We start from the raw sequence: 20543 nt of genomic DNA on the forward strand, positions 1-20543 counted from the left end.
GGCGAGGCGGCCGGCGACGTTCGCCGTATCAGCGAATGCGGCGAACGCGAGCGGAGCGCCGTCCCGGTGCGGTCGCGACATAGCTGCCCAGCGCGCCGGCCTTGATCGTCACCGTGTCGCCGCGGCGTGGCGGCAGCATCACCTGCTCAACGGTTTCCCAAAGGCTCGTATTGCCGCCGTCCTTCGCAGTGCCTTCGCCCGTCGAGACATCGCCGAGTTCGAACCTGATAAGGCCGCCCTGCAACACGGTCGAGCTGTGCATCGTTCCGACGAGCTGCTTCAACTGCTCGTCGTCCTTGCCGCCGCCAAACAGCTTGATCGATGGCAGCGAAAATCCGAACAGCGAGGTCTTGGCCTTGCGGACCTCGGTGCGATCGAGGATCACGATATCCTTCTTGCGCCGCGCATCCACAACCGCAGCGACGGTACGATCGAAGCAGGCGAGGCGGTCCGCGTCGACGGTCTGCGCACGGCAATCGGTCAATTGATCGATCAGCATCGTCGACGCCGATCCGCCAGCCTTGACCGATTCCGTACCGCGGGAGGCGGCGTGCGCCGATCCGGTCAGCCCCATCGCTGCCAATGGCAGCATGAACGCCGATGCGAGCAAGGTCGGCATCCGGATCGGTCGGTCGGTCATTCGTCAATTCCTATCGGGGTTCGATCGACCCGCTGCGCAACCGATCGGCATCGCGACGGGCGCGATCAACATCGGCTGCTTCGACCGGATCTTGCTGGCGCGCAAGAGCGATACAGCAGCACGGCGTCGTGCTGTGTCCCATTCGCAACAATGTGTCGTAAAGCGTTGCAGCTCAGTAAACGCCCGTTGCGGACCAAATGGTTCCCAGCTTACACACGGGGCAGAACCGGGCGCACGTACGTCCGGGCTACATGCGGCTGCCGATCAGGGGCAGCACTAAGGGGTTTTATCATGACGCTACGCTTTCGTTCTCATTTGCTGAACACGACGCTGTTCGCCGGTGCCGCGCTGGCCGCCACGCCAGCACTCGCGCAGGTCACTCCGGCGACGCAGGAAACCCAGCAGGTTTCAAACAACGCAAACACGCCGGCGCCTGCTGAAGAAGGCCAGGACATCGTCGTCACCGGCACGCTCATCAGCAATCCCAACCTCGTTTCGTCGAGCCCGGTCAACGTGGTCTCCGAGAACGAGCTGACGCTGCGCAACATCAACAATGTCGAGCAGGTCATCCGCGAGCTTCCGGGTGCGGTCGCCGGCATCGGGTCGGCCACCAACAACGGCAATGGCGGCTTCGCATCGATCAACCTGCGCAACCTCGGTACGCAGCGTAACCTCGTCCTTCTCGACGGCGATCGTCTCGTCCCGGCAGCCGCCAGCGGCACCGTCGATCTGAACAACATCCCAGTCGCGCTGCTCCAGCGTGTCGACGTCCTGACCGGCGGTGCATCGACCACCTATGGTGCCGATGCCGTCTCGGGTGTCGCCAATTTCATCACCAAGAAGAACTTCGCGGGCATGGAGGCTTCGGCCAGCCAGCAGATCAGCGAGCAGGGTGATACGAACTACCTCCGTGCGGATCTCACGGTCGGCGCGAACTTCGACGATGGCCGCGGTAACGCCGTACTGAGCCTGGGCTACCAGGAAGCCGATCCCCTGTATCAGGGCGCACGCGACGTCTCGGTATTCGGCATCAACTCGGCAACCGGTGTCGCGGCAGGCTCGTCGTTCACCTCGGTGCCGACCACGATCTCGTTCCCGACCGCCGATCTCCAGGTCAATCCGGGCGGCACCGCGCTGGTCCCGCAGTACCAGGGGTTCAACTTCAACCCGTACAACATTTTCCAGACGCCGTTTAAGCGTTACAACATCTTCGCGCAGGCGAACTACGAGATCAACGACAATCTCGAAGTCTACACGCGTGGCCTGTTCTCGAAGAACACGGTCAGCACGATCATCGCACCGTCGGGTATTTTCGGTGAAGAGCTGACCATCCCCGGCAACAATCCGTATCTGCCTGCTGGCATCCGCGATCAGCTTTGCACCAACAACGGCATCGCGTTGGGTGCGGCATGCAACACCAACCCTGCGATCCTGCTGCCTGCAGTGTATCGCCGTTCGGTCGAGCTCGGACCGCGCGTTTCGGACTACACGACGACCATCTTCGATTATAAGGCTGGCCTGCGTCTCCGTTTCTCCGATCACGTCAAGCTCGACGTTTCGGGCGCATATGGCGAAAGCGAACTGAACCAGACCCAGTCGGGCTATGTTCTCACGTCGCGCGTCCAGCAGGCGCTGAACGCGACCAACACGACGACCTGCAACGTCATCACCAATGGCTGCGTACCGTTGAACCTGTTCGGTGCAGCCGGTTCGATTTCGTCTGGTCAGGCCGCGTTCCTGAACGCGCGCAGCACGATCCAGATCAAGACCGCATTGTCGCAGGCAAAGGCCGTTCTGAACGGTGACTTCGGCACGACCTCGCCGTTCGCCAACGAGCCGATCGCGTTCGCTGGTGGTGCGGAGTATCGCAAGTACAGCTACGATCGTATCCCCGACGCCTATGCCCTTTCGCCAGGCGAGCTGGGTGGTGCCGGTGGTGCAGTCCTGCCGTTCTCGGGAAGCTACGACGTTCGCGAACTGTTCGGCGAAATCATCGCGCCGCTCGTCGCCGATCGTCCGTTCTTCCATTCGCTGACGCTCGAAGCCGGCGTCCGCTACTCGGACTACAAGGTCCAGGCTGCGAACAACCCGAGCTTCAACGCCACCACCTACAAGTTCGGTGGTAGCTTCGAACCCGTCAAGGAAGTGAAGTTCCGCGGCAACTACCAGCGTGCGGTACGTGCGCCGAACATCGAGGAGCTGTTCTCGCCCGTCTCGACCGGCCTGGACAACCTGGCACCTGGTCTCGACCCCTGCGTCGGTGCGCGTCCGCTCGGCAATGCCAACCTGACCGCAGCCTGCATCGGCCAGGGTGCCGGGGCTGGTTCGATCGGCCTGATCCAGGAGCCGTCGTCGGGCCAGGTCAACGTCACCGGTGGTGGCAACCCGAACATTCTGCCGGAGAAGGCCGACACCTACACGTTCGGTGTCCTCATCCAGCCGCGTGGTCTCGTTCCGGGCCTGAGCATCGGGGTCGACTACTTCAACATCAAGGTGAAGAACGCGATCACTTCGGCTGTGCCGAGCGACATCCTGGGCGAGTGCTTCGGGACGAACCCGACGGCGATCACCGCGGCACAGGCTGCGTCGGCAGCATGTACCTCGATCCGTCGTGGTGGAAACGGTCGTCTGAGCGGATCCAGCGCAACGATCCCCGGCCTGCCTCAGCCGCTCACCAACCGTGGGCGCCTGTCGACCGACGGCATCGATCTGACTGCGAACTACGCGCATGAGTTCGGTGATTTCGGTCTGAACATCGGCTTCCAGGGCACCTGGACCGCGCATCGCAAGTTCCAGGCGTCGCCGACCGGCTACAACCGCGATTGCGTAGGCTATTTCAGCACCAACTGCGCATCGATCCAGCCGGAATATCAGTGGAACCAGCGTACCAGCCTGTCGTTCGGGCCTGGCACGGTGTCGCTGCTCTGGCGCCATCTGGGTGCGGTACAGTATGAGGGCCAGGCGGACGATTTCGCCGCACGTGGCTTCTCGGCTACGTCGCGCAACCTGTTCAACGGCACGGTCACCGGACCTTCGCCGCTCGCAGGCCAGTCGTACAACTTCAACAAGATCAAGGCTTACAACTACCTCGATCTGTCGGTTCAGTTCGAAGTGAACGACAACTTCACGATGACGACGGGCGTCCGCAACCTGACTGGCAAGGACGCGCCGCTGGTTGGTTCGTCGGCTGGTTCGACCGCGTACAACGGTGGCAACACCTACCCGGCAACCTACGACGCGATCGGTCGTCTGTTCACCGTGTCGGGCAAGCTCCGCTTCTAATCGCGGCTTGATTTAAACTATCGGAAAGGGGGTGGCTTCACGGCCGCCCCCTTTTTCGTTGGGTCGTCGTCCAGGCTACTTCCGAGCAAAACGAACGCTGCAAATCACTTTGCCGTGCTCGACGAAAGGCACTGCATCCGCGATATCCTGTGCTGTAAGGATGAGGCCCCGACGGAAACGGTAACGCTGCGTCCAGAGGCTGCGGGCGATTCCGGCGCGGCGTGAAGGCAGGGCGGACCGATGAATTTTGCCGGTCCTTTTCGGCCGCAAGAGGCTCCGGGATAGCGAACGCTGATCCTGGTACTCGACGCCACACGCTCGTCGGCATGATGTGCGCCAGAAGCGGCTCGACCGACGATCGGCCCGATGCGCATCGCCCCCGTGCAACGATCCGCACTCCTGCTTGCACCGCCCCGACGTTGGCGATAGCGCGAAGCATGGCCTCGCTTCCCCCCCGCGCGCACTCGCTCATCGGAGCGGCGATGACCGCGCGTCAGCAGGGAAGGACCGCGGACGAACACCGCCTGCTCGACGAGGCGCTTCAGGCTGCGCCAGACCATCCCCAAATCCTCAACGCACGCGGCATGCGCGCCCTTGCGGATGACGATCTCGACTTTGCCTTGCGTTGTTTTGCCGGTGCGGCCGCCGCCGATCCCGGCCAGCCCGTGCTGTGGATCAATCAGGCCACAGTGCACCGCGCGCGGGGCGCGGACGATGCCGAGCATGACAGCCTCGCGCGTGCGCTGTCGATCGATCGTCTCAACTTCACGGCGCATCTGCGGATGACCGAACTTCATCAGCGCCGGGGCGATATGATCGCGGCAGCGACGGGTTGGTCTGGCGTCGTCCAGATGGCCGCGGCGATGCCCGATCGCCCGCCGGCGATCGAGGACGCGCTGGCCCGCGGACGTGCGTTCCTGGCCGAACACACCGCTGCTCTCGGCCGCCAGATCGACACCGCGCTGGCCGGCTCCGCATCGCGAAGGATGGCCGCCTGCGTCGATCACATGCTCGGTCGCCGCGCGATCTATACGAACCAGTGCACCGGGTTGCATTTCCCCTTCCTGCCTGCCGACGAGTTCTTCGACCGCGCGCTGTTTCCGTGGTTCGGCGATCTCGAAGCACGCGTTCCGGCAATCCGCGCCGAGGCACTCGCGCTCGTTGCCGACGGCATTCCCGCGATCCGCCCATATGTCCGCATGGACAGTGGTACGCCGCACAACCGCTGGACCGCGCTCGACAACAATCTCGATTGGAGTGCGTGTTTCCTTTGGGAATACGGGGTTCGCAATGACGAGGTCTGCGAACGCTGCCCCGAGACCGCCGCTGCGCTCGCCTCGGTTCCGCAGACCGACATCCCCGGCAAGGCGCCTACCGCGTTTTTCTCGATCCTGCGCCCGCATGCCCACATCCCCGCGCACACCGGCGTCACCAACACGCGGACCATCGTCCACCTGCCGCTGGTCGTCCCTGAGGATTGCCGCTTTCGCGTCGGCGGCGAGACGCGTGCATGGCGCGAAGGCGAGGCATTCGGGTTCGACGACACGATCGAGCACGAAGCCTGGAACGACAGCGATCATGCACGCATCGTGCTGATCTTCGATGTCTGGAACCCGCATCTCACCGTTGCGGAGCAGGCCATGCTGAAGGACGTATTTCGCATCACGGGGCAGGGGGGCGTCGCCCCCTAAGGTCGGCCAAACAGGGTGCCGCGATGGCGATCTAGTCGTCGAGACCCGCTGCAAATATTCCCAGCTCGGGCCGAAGCGCTCTCAACTCGCCTGCGTAGTTCCGCCATCGCCCCGACGATCGCTGGTGGAGCGGCTGGCGGACCTGCCACACGCTCGCGGTGCGCACCGTCGCCCGCGATTGGCTTGGCGACAGCACCCCGTCTTCCCATGGCAATCCGCAGAATTCGAGCAATGCGGCGATCGTCGGCTGTGGCGCACGGACGACGTCGTCATACGACACGTCGTGGATATCGCCTGGATACAAGGCCTGCCAGTGCGCCATCAGCCGCCGATACTGGCCATACCAATGCGCGATGTCGCCGAGCTGATGGCCATACGTAATGCTGTCGTCGAAATAGAGGAAATAGACAGACAGCATCGTATCGAGCGGTGCGCGGGTGGTGTGGACGATCCGCGCATTGGGGAACATCTGCTTGATCAGGCCGATGTGCAGAAAATTGTCGGGTCGCTTGTCGGTCAGCATGGCCGCGTCCGGATGTAGCGCGCGCGTTTCGGCCACATACTGCGCCGCAAGCATGCCGAACGCATCGTCGTCCATCGTCGTAAGCGCTCCCGGATATCCGCCGATTGCCACCGCCATTGCTGGAATGACATCCAGCTCGCCACCCGCTGTCACTTGGCTGTGCCGCGCCAGGATCTGCTCGACCAGAGTCGACCCCGATCGGAACATCCCGCATATGAACACCGGTGCTTCACCGCGTGTCTTGCTGGAACTTGGTGGCAGGGCGATCAACGCATCGACCAACCGTTCATGCGCCGCACGGTCATAGCGCAGCGAGGGATGCGCGCCCGCCGCCGCCGCCCGATTGGCCTCCGCATATGCTGCGAACGCATCCGGATACGCGCCCCCGGCGTCGAGCGCGCCACCCAGCGCAAACCCGATCTCCGCCCGTGCATCGACCGGTAACCGTGCATCTGCGAGCGCTGTGCGCAACCGCGCCGGAACCAGCGCCGCGCGCCCCTCGAAGACGTCGATGGCCGCCTGTCGTGCGAGCGCTCGACCGTTGCGCGGATCGATCGTCAACGCGTCGCCGTACACCGCGCGCGCGGCGCCGGCCTCGCCACTGTCCTCGAGCAAATTGCCCAGGTTCAATCGCGCTGCCACGAACCGCGGCGCGATCGCGATCGCGTTGCGCAGTTCCGCCTCTGCCTCATCGGTTCGCTCGAGAAATTCCGAGAGGATCATCGCGCGGTTCAGTCGCACCTCTTCGGGGCGCGCGATCCCGTGCTCGAGCGCGGTGGCATACGCCGCTACGGCCTCCTCGAACCGGCGTGCACATCGCAATAGATACCCGAGATTATACCAGGAATCCGCGTCGCCGGGCGCCACCGCGAGCAGTGCGCCGTACGCGGCAATGCCGTCGTCAACTTGCCCGGCCCGCAGCGCCCGCACGGCCCGTGCCTTCAGTTCGGTTGTCGTCGTCACGGGTATGCGCGCACGCGCAGCGGGGTCGGCCGATCGATCATCCATGCGTTTCTGGCCCAATATCTGGTGAATGGAAAGTAGTGCGAGATGTCGGATATGCGGTCTACGGCGCCACGCCAATTCCGGGCAAGGTCGCCCGTAAGCGTTAAGACGGGAGGATCGTTGAGATCCGCTTGCGATCCTGAAAAAATGGCTTCCAGATATCTGCTGCAGCGGAAAACAAAGCAGCGTCTTCGAAGTGGGGTATTCTCTGATTTGATGGATAAGTTCGTCGGTGTACTGCAGCACCGATGATTATCATCAAGTTCCACGTAGCTTCGTGTAAATGCTCGATATAATCGGGAGGATGTCCAAGGTTCACAAAATCTATTACGCGGTGCGCTGGACTCTATGGGTATGCCGTGCAACATTTCGACCATGCCGAAAGGGGAGCGAAATGCAGAGAACGATCCGGATTATAGTGGCGTTCGCCTTCGCTAGCGTTTCGGGCGTCGCGATGGCAAATCCCGGGCTGGTCGCCGTTCCACCTCGCGTTGCGACCGCACCGGACACGGTCGCCTCGGACACCACCGCTCGCCCGGCCCGCGGGGTGCCGGGAGGGGGCTATATTGCTGGCGGTATCCTGGCGGGGGTCGCCGGTGTTGCGGTGCTGCTTTTCAGTCAAGACGACGACGCCGATAGCAATTGATCTCGCGTCGCCGGCGTCGTCGTTCTCGACTGTTTGAGCGCGGCCTGCCGCTCGACGCTCGTCGCATCGTATCGCGCTGCCGATAGTTGCGCCCCGCCGATGGCCGCGGTTTCGACTGCTGGAATGCGCGCATACCCAGCCGGTCTGCATTGTCAGCCGGGTATGCCCCAATTGGCTTCGTCATCCGCCGCCTTTGCCGTGCGCACGAGGTGCTCGACATAGTTGCGGAAGATCGGGACCGTAAAGGTGACCAGCGTCGGTTCGCCCGCGGGTTCCTTGAACGTCAGCACGACGAAGCGGCCGCCGTCTTCGTCGAGAACCAGGCCGGCTTCCATTGCGCCTGGGCCGGTCGGGGTGATGATCGTTGCTGCCATGTGTACCTCGATGTCGCTGTCCACCCTGCATAGCTCAGCGGGGCGAGCGCACCAGTGGCAACGTCGCGTTAAGCGGCGCTTGCCACGGTTCGGTTCGATCCACGATCGTTCGCCGGCTGGATCGGTTGCGCAGCACCGGTAGCGAGCGTCAGAGCGCGGGCGGCCTGCAGACGGCGATAGTCGAAGTAGAGGGCGATCAGGGAAAACATTGAAACCTCGGGAGAAACATTGCTGCGTCGCAGCATCAATCCTCCACGTGGTCGTCCACCCGGCGGGGTGCAACTGCATTGTGTTCAACAGCGATTGCGCCAGACGGAGGTATCCGAGCGTTCGTACGAGCGTGGCTCGATCTGGCGGCGCGGCTCAAGCCGCCTTCGTCGTGACGCGGTCCCGCCGCAGGTCTCGAATTTCCTGTGCCGTAATCGGTCGATCGCGGCCTGCGCATTTGATGACGATCGCGTCGACATCGGTGCCGTCTTGCGCGTCGAAGGCTCCGATCATCTGTTCGAGCGATCCCGACGCAAGTTGCTCGTCGCCGCATGCTGTTCCGTCGTCCGAGGTGCTCGTCCGCAACAACGCGGCGGGCATGTTCCACATGGTTTTCAACACAATCACTGTCTCCGGCCCCCCGGTAGGCGACCGTGCTGGCGTGTCCGCGATCAAGCGTCCAGACTATGCCGGGCGCGGATGCGCTCGCTGCACTGGAGCGCGCGATGAATTGCGTTCGGGCGCTTCGTTCCGGAAAGCATGTGCGTTCCCGCACCCGGCGGTGGGAGAAGCGCCATCGGTACGGGTGCGGTGGATCGTTCGTTCTCTACTGCCAACTTTGTCGCTTCAAGCCTGCGCAGGGCGATCATGCCGAGCGACGGCGAGGGCTGCGATCGCGGCTATGGCCAGCAATGCGGCGCTACTGAGAAACTCGGGCCCTGCGCCGATCGTGTCGTACACCACGCCGCCGACCGTGGCGCCGAGCGTGATCGCCAACTGGACCACCGCGACCATCAGGCCACCGCCCGCTTCGGCATCGTCGGGCAGGGTTCGGGCGAGCCACGTCCACCAGCCGACCGGCGCCGCGGTTCCGGCAAAGCCCCACACCGCGAGCAGCGCTGCGGTCGCGGCTGTCGATGCCCCCGCCAGCGCGAGTCCAACCGCGGCAAATGCCATCGCCGCGGGCAGCAGCCAAAGCGTGAGGAAGAGGCGCTGGACGACGAACCGATCGATCACGACCGTGCCGACGAAGCCGGATGCGCCGACGATCAGCAGCATGACCGACAGCATCGTGACGCCGACGTGCGTGACCTGTTCGAGGAATGGCCGGAGATAGGTGAACAGGGCGAACTGCCCGACGAACAGCATGGCGACGGCGAACAGCCCGAGCAGGACCGCGCGGTTCCGCAGCAACCCGAGCATCGCGCGCGCCGATTGACGTTCGGCGACGGGCAGCTTCGGCAGCACGATCGCCTGCCAGACGAGTGCTGCGACGGCGACCGGTACCACGCAGAAGAATGCGCCACGCCAGCCGATCATGGTGCCGAGGAAACTGCCGAGCGGGGCGGCGAGCGCAGTCGCGAGCGCGGTGCCGCCGCTCATGATCGCCAGTGCCTTGCCCACCGCCTCCGCGGGCACAAGCCGGATCGCGATCGCCGCAGACATCGACCAGAACCCGCCGATCGCGGTGCCGAGCAACGCGCGACCCGTCATGAACACGAGGTAACTCGGGGCAAACGCGACCATCGCCCCCGACACGATCAGCACCGCGATCAGCGCCAGCACGACGCGGCGCCGGTCGATGCGCCCGAGCACCACGGAGAGACCGAGACTCGTGACCACCGCGAACACGCCCGAAATGGCGATCGCCTGTCCGGCCTGGCCCGCGGTCAGGCGCAGCGTCTCCGCGATCGGACTGAGCAGGCTGACGGGCAGGAATTCGGAGGCGACCAGCACGAAGCTGCACAGCGCCATCGCGTAGACGGCACCCCAATGCGCCGGGCGGGCGCCATCGGATGAGGTGTCGGATGTGGTCGCCGGGGCAGCAACGAGGGTGGCCATGCGGCAGTCCTTGTTCGATCTGGAATGTAGCCGAAGGATAATCATCGGCGGCCCGCGTTTTCGCCGGGTACTGACGGCCCCGTGTCGAGGCCGATACGTCGCAAGTAGGCGAGTTCGACGAGCCGGACAATTTGCCGTGAAGTTGATGCGATGATGAGTCGTACTCATCATTCAATCGGCGTTGTTCGCGGTCGTCGAACCATCCGGATGCGGTTTTGACGTCAGCTGGTCGTGTAAGGATCGACACGATGGTCTGGTCATCCGACCTTCTTGACGCCGTATCGGTGCAGAGCGCCGACAGCGTCTTCATGATAGTCGCGCCCCGTCGCGTGCCGCTGTTTTCACGCATCAGCCGGCGATTGATCATGAGTTGGCATGACCGGTAGTGATCAATCGAGACAGAGCGTTCGCTGGTTTGGGGGCGCAGTGTTCAACAAGTAGATTCGACTTACCTCGTATTCGAGGACCATGGTCGGGCGTGAGATCAGGGAGTTTGACGGAAACGGCGTCGTCGAAGCTCATGGTATAGGGAGAGGAGACGGGCGACGAAACGCGAGGTGCTGGCCGAATGGGTGGGACGCGAGATACTGCCGCATGAACGCGACCTTCGCGTTTGGCTGCGCCGTCGGCTGGTCGTTTCGGAGGACATGGAGGACATCGTGCAGGAATGTTACTGCCGGCTCGCGCAGCTTTCCGATGTATCGCACATCACCTCGCCCCGCGCCTATGTCTTCGTGATGGCGCGCAACCTGCTCAACACGCAACGTAAACGGACGCGCGTCGTCCGGATCGAATCGATGTCCGATGCACTGGCGGAAACGCTCGAAAGCGATCTGCCGTCGCCCGAGCGCGCGGTCGCGGCCCGGCACGAACTCGCGCGCGTTCGAGCCGCGCTGGCGAAGCTGTCGGAGCGCGCGCAACGTATATTCGTGATGCGCCGGGTCGACGGTCTCAGCCAGAAGCATATCGCCCACACGCTCGGCATCTCGGAGACCATCGTCGAGAATGAGGCCAGCCGGAGCCTGCGCGCGATCCTGAAGACGCTGACAGACCCGCCCGCGGAGAATGATTTCCTCCTGCCCAACGGAGAGACGCGTGTCGGATCGCGCTGAACAGACCGCAGCGGCATGGGCGCTGCGCCATCCGCTGGACCCCGGTCGGCAGCACGAGCTCGAGGCGTGGCTGGCCAGCGACCCCCGTCATGCGGGGATGCTTTTGCGGGCGATGGCCGCGCTGAGCGCGCTCGATACTGCGCTGGCGCCTGCGCCGGACGATATCGCCGATGCGTTCGAAGCGCGCCCGGCTCGGCGTCGGATGCTCATCGGCATAGGCGGCGCGATCGCGGCGGCCGCGGTCGGACTGATCGGCTGGTCGAGCGTCACGAGCGAGCATGTCGCGACCGGACGCGGCGAGATCCGACGTCTGCCACTGGTCGATGGGTCGGTGGCGACGATCAACACCGACAGCGATCTGCGCGTCGCGTTCGTGAGCGACAGCCGCCGGGTCGTGCTCGGTCGCGGACAGGCCTGGTTCCAGGTCGCCAAGGATCGCAAGCGTCCCTTTATCGTCGATGCCGGCATCGCGCAGGTGCGTGCGGTCGGCACCGCCTTTTCGGTCGATCGCAGCGAAAGCGGCGTGCAGGTAACGGTGACGGAGGGCGTCGTCGCTGTCTGGCCAAGCGGGGAGAGCGGCGCGCTGACGATCCTGCAGGCAGGGCAATATGCCAGTTTCCATGCCGGCGGCGTATCGCCCGAAGTGGGGACCGCGCCGGTGCAGATCACGCGCGCGCTGGCGTGGCGGAACGGCGAAATATCGCTCGAGAACGATACGCTGGGTCATGCGGTCGAGCAGTTCAACCGCTATAATCGCCAGCAACTGGTGGTCGTCGATCCGGCACTTGCCCACGAACGGCTGATCGGGCTGTTCCAGATCGACAAGCCGGAGGATTTTGCGGCGACGCTGGCCGCCTCGCTCGGCGTCTCGGTGACCGTTTCGCCCGACGAAATTCGGATCGAGCGGACCAAACTGCCGACGCACTGACGGAAACCGCCGGTGGCAGGCTCTTATGGTGGAGAGCGCCGGAAACAGGCGCCTCCATATTAGGGGGATGCCGGGATGAGAATCGTACGGTCGTGGCTGTTCGGCGCAAGCGCCGCAGCAATTTGTTGCTCTGCCACCAGTGTCGAGGCAAGCGCGCAGACGCGCCGCTTCGACGTCCCGGCGCAACCCGCAAGCTCGGGCATCCTGTTGTTCGCGCATCAGGCGGGCATCCAGATCCTCGTTTCCACGCCGGTCGCTGCCGGTGTCACGACCAATCGCGTGCAGGGCGCGATGGACGTGTCCGCCGCGTTGAAGATGCTTCTCGCCGGTACGAACCTGGTTCCGGTAAAGACCGGCGGGGCGATCACGCTCAAGCGACGCCAACCTGTCGCGTCCCGGATCGCCCTCATGCCCGTCGTGGCGCAGCAGATCGCAGCGCCTGTGAATGAGATCGCCGCGCCGCCGCAGCAGGAGCCCGCGGTCGTCTCTCCCGCCACGGAGCAGGACATCGTCGTCACCGGCATCCGCGCCTCGTTGCAGGAGTCGATCAACGTCAAGCGCGCGGCGAGCAATATCGTCGACGTCATCACCGCACAGGACATCGGCAAGCTGCCCGACCAGAACGTCGCGGAATCGATGAGCCGCATCAGCGGCGTGCAGATCACGCGGCGCGAGGGCGACGGATCGACCTTCACCGTGCGCGGCATTTCGCAGAACCGGCTGGAGATCAACGGTCGTACGCTGCTGGGGCCGGGCGCGGGCGGCAACGCGTCGCTCGAATCGATCAGTCCGGAGATCATATCGAGTATCGTCGTCTCGAAGTCGCCGACCGCCGACATGCCGGAAGGCGCGCTGGGCGCGACGGTCAATCTCAAGACCAAGCGACCGCTCGATCTCGCCGATCTGGTCGTGAGCGGTCGGTTGCAGGGGGCCTATACCGATCAGGCGGATCATCTGGGCTATCGCGGCTCCGCGCTGGTCTCGAAGAATTTCAGCGATACGCTGGGGGTGCTCGCGAGTGCGGCCTATTCGAACACGCACACGCGCGGCTATTCGTTCGACTCCGGCGGCTGGTCGCGAACCAACAATATCGACGGCAATGGCGACGGGGTGAACGATCCCGGCCTGTTCCGGCCGAACCGCTTCATGGCGCGGATCTTCGACCGCGCGGAGCAGCGGCTGACGCTCAACAGTTCGATCCAGTATCGTCCCGCCGACAAATGGGAGATCGTTCTCGACGGCACCTATTCACGGCTGAAGCGCGAGCGGCAGAGCGCAAACTATCAGGTCCTGCTCAACGACAACGATGTCGGCGCGGTCGCGGACAAGGATGGCACGATCGTCAGCGGGACGTTCAACAACGTCATCGTCCGGCCGCTCGTCTACGACGAACCGACCGAATTCCGATCGACCAATCTCGGCGCCTCGACGAAGTACGACGGCGACATCGTCAAGGTCAGCGCGGATGCGTCCTACAGCAAGGGACGCGGCACCGATGGCGGGCCGGGGGCATCGTTCACCTATGTCGTCGTGCCGCGCGCGGGACGGGTCGCCAGCGCCGCGATCGATTTCAGCAAGGGGAATGCGGTCCCGAACCTCGCATTGACGTCCAACTTCGACGTCAACGATCCTGCGCAATATCAGCTCGCGTCGGTCTTCGACGGCGACAACGTCACCAACAACACCGGGTACGACGGACGCGTCGATTTCACGATCCTGTCCAGTTGGGGGCCGTTGCAATCGATCCAGGTCGGCAGTCGCTACGAGAAGATTCAATTCTATTCGGAGACCCCGCAAAGCCTGCCTTCCGCCGCGAGCCTGATCGGGAAACACGACCGCAATGGCGACGGGATCATCACCGTCGATGAACTCCCGGGGCTCGACTATAACGACAGGCAGGGCAGCTTCTTCCCCGGGGCGGGCGGAGATTTTCCGCGCGATATCCTGGGGGGCACGGTCGACAAGAATGTCGCACGCGACGCCTTCGGGCTGCCGGTGCCGCGCGCCGATGCCATCCCGTTCGGGCGGGTATCGATCAAGGACGTCGAACAGGACACGCTCGCCTTCTACGCACGCGCCAATGTCGCCGGGACGATCGGTGGCCTGCCGCTCGCCGGCAATGCGGGCGTGCGCTACATCACGTTCGAACGGATATCGTCCGGGTACCTTTCGGACACGCAGCCGACGTTGGCGAAATCGCGGTTCGACTATTGGTTGCCGAGCGCCAACGCCTCGCTCGACCTGCGCAACAATCTGACCTTTCGGTTGGCAGCCGCCAAGGTGGTGGCGCGGCCCAATCTGAACGATGTCGGGGTCAGCTTCGTACCCTTGCTGGTCTCGCGTACCGGGTCGCGCGGCAATCCGACGCTGCGTCCGTTCGAGGCGACGCAATATGACGCGACGCTCGAATGGTATTTCGCGCCGTCCAGCGCGCTGACGGTTGCCGGCTTCTACAAGAACGTCGATTCCTTCACGATCAACGTCACGCAGAGCGAATTCATCGGCGGACTCTCCGACCAGATCGAGCCGAGCACCGGGCAACCTTACGGACTGTTCCAGATCACCCAGCCGATTAACGGGTCGTCGGGCAAGATCAAGGGGTTCGAGGTCGCGTTTCAACAGTCGCTGCGGTTTCTCCCGGCTCCGTTCGACAATCTCGGTGTCCAGGCCAATTATACCTATGTCGACAGCAAGACGCCGCTGATCGACGAGGCGACGAAGACCGCGCTGCCACTGCCCGGGCTTTCGAAGAACAGCTACAATCTGATCGGGTTCTACGAGGACAAGACGTTCATGCTGCGCGTCGCCTATATCCGGCGCAGCAAGTATCTGATCGGCCAGGGTGGCGCGAACTCGGGGGGCAGCCCCTACGCCGCGGCACGGGGGCAGCTCGACATGTCCGGGCAGGTCAATTTGACCAAGACCGTCCGGCTGACGATCGAAGGGATCAACCTGACTCGCGAGGTCGATCGGCAATATCTGCAGACGCCGCAACGCCTGTTCTACTCGGCGCGCGAGGACCGCCGCGTGTTCTTCGGCGTCGCGGCAACGTTTTGAGGATGAGCCCCATGCGTATCCGCTTCCTCGCAACGATCGCTGTCCTGCTCGGCACGGCGCTTCCGGCCCAGTCAGCACCTGTCCAGTCCGCTGGGCCCGTCGCTGCCAAACCAGTCGATATCATCATCTACGGCTGCACCGCGGGCGGGGTGATCGCCGCGATCGAGGCACGCCGGCTGGGACGGTCGGTCACTCTGGTCTGTCGCGACGGTCACCTCGGCGGGATGACGACCAACGGTCTGAGCTGGTCGGACACCGGCAACCACCGCGCGATCGGCGGACTGGCGCTCGAATTCTACCGCCGGGTGAAGCATCATTACGACGATCCCGCAGCATGGGTACAGGCGCCGCGCCCGGCACGCGGCGAGAACTTCGTCGATAACGAGGCGATGTGGCAGTTCGAACCGAAGGTCGCCGAACGCATCCTGGAGGACTGGGTTCGCAGCGAAGGGGTGACCGTCGTTCGCAACCGGCCGCTCGATCGGACCGGCGGCGTGGACTTGCGCGACGGGCGGATCGTCGCGTTTCGCACGATCGGCGGGCAGCGCTTCGCCGGGCACGTGTTCATCGACGCCAGCTACGAAGGCGACCTGATGGCCGGCGCCGGCGTCTCGTTCACGACCGGGCGGGAGGCGAATGCGACGTACGGCGAAACGCTCAACGGCGTGCAGGCGAAGAATGCGGAGAGCCATCAGTTCATGCTCGATATCGATCCCTACCGCGTGGCGGGCGATCCGAAGAGCGGGCTGTTGCCGAGGATCAGTGCCGCAAAAACCGCGCCCGACGGCAGCGCGGATGCGAAGATCCAGGCGTACACCTATCGGCTGTGCCTGACCGACGTACCGGGCAATCGCATCACTTTGCCGAAGCCGACGGGCTATGATCCGGGCCAGTATGCTCTTCTCAAGCGCTACATGGATGCGGGGTATCGCGATTTCTTCGGGAAGTTCGACCGCATTCCAAACGGCAAGGCCGACGTGAACAATTTCGGTGCGTTCTCGATGGACGATATCGGCATGAATTACGGCTATCCCGAGGGCAATGACGCCGAACGCGCCGCGATCGCGCAGGAGCACACGCGCTACCAGCAGGGCTTGCTCTGGTTCATGGCGAACGATCCAGGCGTTCCCGAAGACACGCGCACGACGATGTCCAGTTGGGGACTATGCAGGGACGAGTTCGTCGCCAATGGCGGCTGGCCGCGCGAGATGTACGTCCGCGAAGCGCGGCGGATGGTGTCGGACTTCGTGATGGCCGAACCGCACGTGCGCGGCATCAAGTCCACGCCTCGACCGATCGGCATGGGATCGTACCAGATGGACTCGCATAACGTGCAGCGCATCGTCGACGCCCGCGGTTTCGCGCGCAACGAGGGCAATATCGAGGTGCCGGTCAAGCAGGCCTACCCGATCGGCTACGACGCGATCGTACCCAGGCGCGGGCAGGCGACGAACCTGCTCGTACCGGTCGCGCTTTCCGCCTCGCACATCGCCTATGGCACGATCCGCATGGAGCCCGTGTTCATGATCCTCGGCCAGTCCGCCGCCGCCGCCGCAGACCTCGCCATCCGGGGCAAGATCGCGGTGCAGGACGTCTCCTATCCCGCGCTGCGCGCCCGCCTGGACGGCGAGGGGCAGGTGCTGACCTTGAACGACTGACGCCAGTAGCGGCACGGCTGCGCGAATGCAGTTGGCATGGCATTGCCGGGTAGCTGCGCCCGGATCCGTTCGAGCTTCGACGCATGCTAAGTCCGTTGATACCCGTATGGGCGTTATGCCACCCCGGCCTCGAAGTCCCGCGTGTGCACTACAGTGTCCGCAGCCGTGATCGACGATACCGCGATCGCCTCGCCGATCAGCAGCAGCGCGGGGTCATGGTCGCTGATCGTCTCGACAAGGAACGCGAGCGCCGATAGCCGGCCGCGCAGGATGCGCTCGGTGGGGAGCGAGACGTTGACCGCGACCATGACCGGCGTATCGGGCGCGCGCCCGGCCGCGATCAGGTTGCGCGCGACTTCGCCGGCGGCGGCGCGGCCCATATAGACGGCGAGCGTAGCATCGGGCGCGGCGAGTGCGGTCCAGTCGAGATCGAGCGCTTCGCCGGCGCGGGCGTGCGCGGTGACGAACGTCAGCTTCCGCGCGAGGCCGCGTAACGTCAGCGACGCGCCACCCGAGGCCGCCGCGGCGCTGGCGGCGGTGATGCCGGGGCAGATCCGTACCAAGATGCCTTGCGCGGCGAGATGATCGAGTTCTTCGGTCGAGCGGCCGAAGATCGACGGATCGCCGCCCTTGAGCCGGACGACGCGCTTGCCGGCGAGCGCCGCGTTGGCGAGCAGGACGTTGATCGAGACCTGATCCTTCGAATGGCGGCCCGATCGCTTGCCGACGCTTACCCGCTCGATGCCGTCAGGAATGAGTGCAACGACGCCCGGGCCGACCAGTGCATCGTAGAACACGATGTCGGCGGCAACGATCAGCCGCTCGGCTTTCCGCGTGAGGAGGTCGGGATCGCCCGGCCCGGCACCGACCAGCCAGACCGAACCGGGCGGGAAATCATGCGACATGGGCTGATCCTTGCGTGACGAGGAGTTTGGCGAGGGCAGGGCGGCACGATCCGCAATTCGTGCCGGCCTTCAGCGCAGCCCCGATCGCAGGGACGTCGGCGAGCTGCTGGTCGGCGATCGCGGCGAGAATGGTCTTCAGCCCGACGTCGAAGCAGGCGCAGACGATCGGGCCACGGTCGACCTGAACGCCGGGCGCGCGGCCGGCGAGCAGGGTGGGCGCGGCGACGGCGTCTCTTAGTTGCGCGACGAGCCAGTCGCGGGGCGGAAGCGCACCGTCCCGGGTCACGAACAGCACGGCGGCGAGCCTGCCGCCCTCCAATATCGCGATCCGGCGCGAGCCCCGAGCCGCATCGACCGCCTCGATCCGCTGGCCCTTCGGCAGCAGCGCGTCGAGTGCGGCGGCGTCGCCGTTGCCCGCCATGTCCCACGCCGTTCCACCCGGTACCGCGACGCGCGTCGCCCACAGGCAATCGGGGCGCGTCGCCAGTTCGCCGCGGACCACGACGAAGCCGCGCCATTCGGTCGCGACGGGCTCGATCCGCACCGGCGTGGATTTGAAACCCGGCTGACCCGAGACAGGGTCGGCGAGCGGGCGGGGGAGAAGCCCGGCGCGGCCGCCGGTCGCGGTGCGGTCGGTCCAGTGGATCGGCACGAACAGCTCGCCGATCCGCTGCGTCGCGACGACGGTCGCGCGGAAGACGCTGTCGCCCTGCGGCGTGATGACGCGCGCCAAGCCGCCATCAACGATCCCCAGCCGTACCGCGTCGTCGGGGTTAATCTCGACCAGCGGTTCCTCGCGATGGCGCGCGAGCTTGGGCGACAGGCCGGTGCGCGTCATTGTATGCCACTGGTCGCGGTAGCGCCCGGTGTTGAGTGTCATCGGCCATTGCGTAAGCGGGGCGGCAACCGGCTTTTGCGCCACTGGCACGAGGCGGGCACGGCCATCGGGAGTCGAGAACCGGCCGTCCGCGAAGGGTGCGCCGCCCCAACGGAACGGCGTCATCGTGTCATACTCGGCGTTGCCCTTTGCGGCATGGCCAGAAAGCGCGAACAGCCGCGTGCCGCCGTTCTCATAGGCCGACAATCGGCAATGTTCGCGCCAGATCTCGGCCGGGCGATCATAGGAAAACGCGGTCTTCCAGCCCATTCGCCGCCCGACTTCGGCGATGATCCACCAGTCCGGTTTCGCGTCGTCGGGCGCGGCGATGAACGCGCGCTGGCGGCTGATCGTGCGGTCCGAATTGGTCACGGTGCCGTCCTTCTCGCCCCACGCCGCGGCGGGCAGGCGGACATGCGCGTGGACCGAAGTGTCGGTCGTCTCGATCACGTCGGAGACCACGACGAACGGGCAGGCGGCCAGCGCCTCGCGCACGCGGCCCGCGTCTGGCATCGACACCGCGGGGTTGGTCGCCATCACCCACAGCGCCTTAATCCGGCCGTTGCCGAGTTCGCGGAACAGGTCGACCGCCTTCAGCCCGGGCTTGGTCGCCATGTTCGGCGCAGCCCAGAACCGGCCGACACGGGCGACGTTCTCGGGCGCGAAATCCATGTGCGCGGCGAGGCTCGACGCGAGCCCGCCAACCTCGCGACCGCCCATCGCATTGGGCTGGCCGGTGATCGAGAAGGGGGCCGCACCCGGCTTGCCGATGCGGCCGGTCGCGAGGTGCAGGTTGGTGATCGCGTTGACCTGATCGGTGCCCGACAGCGACTGGTTCACGCCCTGGCTGAACATCGTCACGGTCTTCGGCGTCGCCGCGAATAGTTCGAAGAAGCGCCGGAGGTCCTGCGGCGGAACGTCGCAGATGCGTGCCACCGACCACAGGTCGCTGCCTTCGTCGAACTGGTCCCAGAACGCATCGGGCGTCGCGACGTGTGCGGCGAGATAGTCGTAGTCGACCACGCCCGCGTCACGGCACCACGCGAGCAAGCCGTTCATCAGCGCGACGTCGGTGCCGGGGCGGATCGCGAGATGCAGGTCGGACTCGTCCGCGGTCTCGGTCCGGCGCGGGTCGATCACGACGAGCTTGGCGCCGGCGTCGCAGCGCGCGCGGATGCGTTGATAGACGATCGGATGGCACCAGGCGGTGTTCGATCCGACCAGCACGATCAGGTCGGCGGCGTCGAGATCGTCGTAGCTCGCGGGGACGATATCCTCGCCGAACGCGCGCATGTGCCCGGCGACTGCGCTCGCCATGCACAGCCGCGAATTGGTGTCGATGTTGGCCGAGCCGATGAAGCCCTTCATCAGCTTGTTGGCGACGTAATAGTCCTCGGTGAGCAGTTGTCCGGAGACATAGAAGGCGACGCTGTTGGGGCCGTGCTGTGCGATCGTGTCGCGGAAGCGTTTCGCGACGAGGTCGAGCGCCTTGTCCCAGGAGGCGCGCCGCTGGCCGATTATTGGGGTGAGCAGGCGGCCTTCGAGCCCGATCGTCTCGCCGAGATGCGTGCCCTTCGAGCAGAGCTTGCCGGTGTTGGCGGGGTGGTCGGGGTCGCCCTTGATCGCGACGGTTCGATTTCCGGTCGGAGTTGCGAGGATACCGCAACCGACCCCGCAATACGCGCAGGTCGTGCGGATATCCTCCCCGGCACGGGGAGGGGGACCATCCGAAGGATGGTGGAGGGGGGCTTCCACAGGCGTCCCCCTTCGTGGAGGCCCCCCTCCACCGCCTGCGG

15 protein-coding genes are annotated in these 20543 nt (G+C 65.0%); 7 read left to right on the top strand and 8 right to left on the bottom strand.

Annotation, left to right across the window (positions count from 1 at the left end):
* Window positions 1–28: 28 nt before the first annotated feature.
* The gene (locus tag C8J45_RS09405) at window positions 29–640 is read right to left on the bottom strand and encodes a hypothetical protein (RefSeq protein ID WP_107962955.1); all 612 of its coding nucleotides are present in this window, start codon (window positions 638–640) and stop codon (window positions 29–31) included.
* 291 nt (window positions 641–931) lie between these two features.
* Between C8J45_RS09405 and C8J45_RS09410 the strand changes: the two genes are divergently transcribed.
* Complete coding sequence (locus C8J45_RS09410) at window positions 932–3922, top strand: TonB-dependent receptor domain-containing protein (protein ID WP_107962956.1); 2991 nt, start codon at window positions 932–934, stop codon at window positions 3920–3922.
* Window positions 3923–4359: 437 nt separating this feature from the next.
* Entirely contained in the window at window positions 4360–5613 is a 1254-nt protein-coding gene (locus C8J45_RS09415; RefSeq protein WP_107962957.1) for an aspartyl/asparaginyl beta-hydroxylase domain-containing protein, read from the top strand.
* Window positions 5614–5644: 31 nt separating this feature from the next.
* Here C8J45_RS09415 and C8J45_RS09420 read toward each other — a convergent pair whose 3' ends face one another.
* On the bottom strand, window positions 5645–7144 hold the full coding sequence (locus C8J45_RS09420) for a sulfotransferase (RefSeq protein WP_107962958.1): 1500 nt from the start codon (window positions 7142–7144) through the stop codon (window positions 5645–5647).
* A 391-nt stretch (window positions 7145–7535) separates the two neighbouring features.
* On the opposite strand from C8J45_RS09420, the gene C8J45_RS09425 reads away from it, so the two are divergent.
* Complete coding sequence (locus tag C8J45_RS09425) at window positions 7536–7787, top strand: hypothetical protein (RefSeq protein ID WP_107962959.1); 252 nt, start codon at window positions 7536–7538, stop codon at window positions 7785–7787.
* 152 nt (window positions 7788–7939) lie between these two features.
* On the opposite strand, the gene C8J45_RS09430 is transcribed toward C8J45_RS09425, so the two are convergent.
* The 4 genes from C8J45_RS09430 to C8J45_RS09440 all read right to left on the bottom strand — a co-directional run bounded on the left by C8J45_RS09430 (window position 7940) and on the right by C8J45_RS09440 (window position 10210).
* Window positions 7940–8161, bottom strand: a complete 222-nt coding sequence (locus C8J45_RS09430) for a hypothetical protein (RefSeq protein WP_146168603.1) — start codon at window positions 8159–8161, stop codon at window positions 7940–7942.
* A 68-nt stretch (window positions 8162–8229) separates the two neighbouring features.
* Window positions 8230–8406 carry a hypothetical protein gene (locus C8J45_RS19225; RefSeq protein ID WP_181321175.1) on the bottom strand — a complete coding sequence of 59 codons (177 nt, stop codon included), beginning with the start codon at window positions 8404–8406 and terminating at the stop codon, window positions 8230–8232.
* A gap of 118 nt (window positions 8407–8524) precedes the next feature.
* Entirely contained in the window at window positions 8525–8824 is a 300-nt protein-coding gene (locus tag C8J45_RS09435) for a hypothetical protein (RefSeq protein ID WP_146168604.1), read from the bottom strand.
* Between the two features lie 171 nt (window positions 8825–8995).
* A complete protein-coding gene (locus C8J45_RS09440) occupies window positions 8996–10210 on the bottom strand; it encodes an MFS transporter (protein ID WP_107962962.1) in 1215 nt (404 codons plus the stop codon).
* Between the two features lie 557 nt (window positions 10211–10767).
* Between C8J45_RS09440 and C8J45_RS09445 the strand changes: the two genes are divergently transcribed.
* The 4 genes from C8J45_RS09445 to C8J45_RS09460 all read left to right on the top strand — a co-directional run bounded on the left by C8J45_RS09445 (window position 10768) and on the right by C8J45_RS09460 (window position 16965).
* Window positions 10768–11322 (top strand): RNA polymerase sigma factor, encoded by a 555-nt coding sequence (locus C8J45_RS09445; protein ID WP_258191379.1) that lies wholly within the window; start codon window positions 10768–10770, stop codon window positions 11320–11322.
* On the top strand, window positions 11306–12250 hold the full coding sequence (locus C8J45_RS09450; RefSeq protein ID WP_107962963.1) for a FecR domain-containing protein: 945 nt from the start codon (window positions 11306–11308) through the stop codon (window positions 12248–12250). The genes C8J45_RS09445 and C8J45_RS09450 overlap by 17 nt, the downstream gene beginning before the upstream one ends.
* A gap of 75 nt (window positions 12251–12325) precedes the next feature.
* On the top strand, window positions 12326–15307 hold the full coding sequence (locus tag C8J45_RS09455) for a TonB-dependent receptor (protein WP_107962964.1): 2982 nt from the start codon (window positions 12326–12328) through the stop codon (window positions 15305–15307).
* 11 nt (window positions 15308–15318) lie between these two features.
* Window positions 15319–16965, top strand: coding sequence for an FAD-dependent oxidoreductase (locus C8J45_RS09460; protein WP_181321176.1), 1647 nt, complete (start codon window positions 15319–15321; stop codon window positions 16963–16965).
* 113 nt (window positions 16966–17078) lie between these two features.
* Here C8J45_RS09460 and cobA read toward each other — a convergent pair whose 3' ends face one another.
* Window positions 17079–17870, bottom strand: a complete 792-nt coding sequence (gene cobA, locus C8J45_RS09465; protein WP_107962966.1) for a uroporphyrinogen-III C-methyltransferase — start codon at window positions 17868–17870, stop codon at window positions 17079–17081.
* Complete coding sequence (locus C8J45_RS09470) at window positions 17860–20502, bottom strand: nitrate reductase (protein WP_107962967.1); 2643 nt, start codon at window positions 20500–20502, stop codon at window positions 17860–17862. The genes cobA and C8J45_RS09470 overlap by 11 nt, the downstream gene beginning before the upstream one ends.
* Between the last annotated feature and the right edge of the window lie 41 nt (window positions 20503–20543).

Source organism: Sphingomonas sp. PP-CE-3G-477 (genome assembly GCF_003050745.1).
GTDB lineage: Bacteria > Pseudomonadota > Alphaproteobacteria > Sphingomonadales > Sphingomonadaceae > Sphingomonas.